We start from the raw sequence: 709 nt of genomic DNA on the forward strand, positions 1-709 counted from the left end.
GTCGATGAGTTCTTCGACGCCCTCGGGCCCGAACGCTGTGCGGAGATCACGCACGTGTCCGCCGACGCCGCCCACTGGATCGCGAAATCGGTGCGCGCACACTGCCCGAACGCGATCCGCTGCGCCGATGCCTTCCACGTCGTGGCCTGGGCCACCAAAGCCCTGGACCAAGTCCGCCGGGATGCCTGGAACACCGCCGCCGGACGCGCCCGCAACAGCGCGATCACCGGCCGCAACTCCACCGGAGCCGCCCGCGCCCTGAAGACCTGCCGCTGGGCGTTGTGGAAGAACCCCGAGGACCTCACCACCGGCCAGCACGACAAACTCGCCTGGATCGCCAAAACCGACCCCAGGCTGTGGCGGGCCTACCTGCTCAAAGAAGGCCTACGCCACGTCTTCAAGGTCAAAGGCGCCGCCGGACGCGTCGCGCTGGACCGCTGGCTGTCCTGGGCCACCCGCTGCCGCATCCCCGCCTTCACTGAACTCGCCACCAAGATCAAACGCAACCGAGCCGAGATCGACAACGCCCTCGAACACAACCTGTCCAACGCCCTGATCGAATCCATGAACACCAAGATCCGGCAGATCACCCGCACCGCCTACGGCTTCACCAACCCCGAGGCCCTCATCGCCCTTGCACTCCTCGCCCACGGCGGCTACCGACCCCCACTACCCGGCCGAACCACCCACGCATAAGTCAGAGGCGCCG

At 67.4% G+C, this 709-nt stretch carries 1 protein-coding gene; it reads left to right on the top strand.

Annotation, left to right across the window (positions count from 1 at the left end):
• Positions 1 to 696: transposase (locus tag KGQ19_RS48780; protein WP_212022480.1), on the top strand; the 696-nt coding region annotated here is incomplete at its 5' end.
• Positions 697 to 709: the final 13 nt, after the last annotated feature.

It is taken from the genome of Catenulispora pinistramenti (assembly GCF_018274385.1).
Classification (GTDB): domain Bacteria; phylum Actinomycetota; class Actinomycetes; order Streptomycetales; family Catenulisporaceae; genus Catenulispora; species Catenulispora pinistramenti.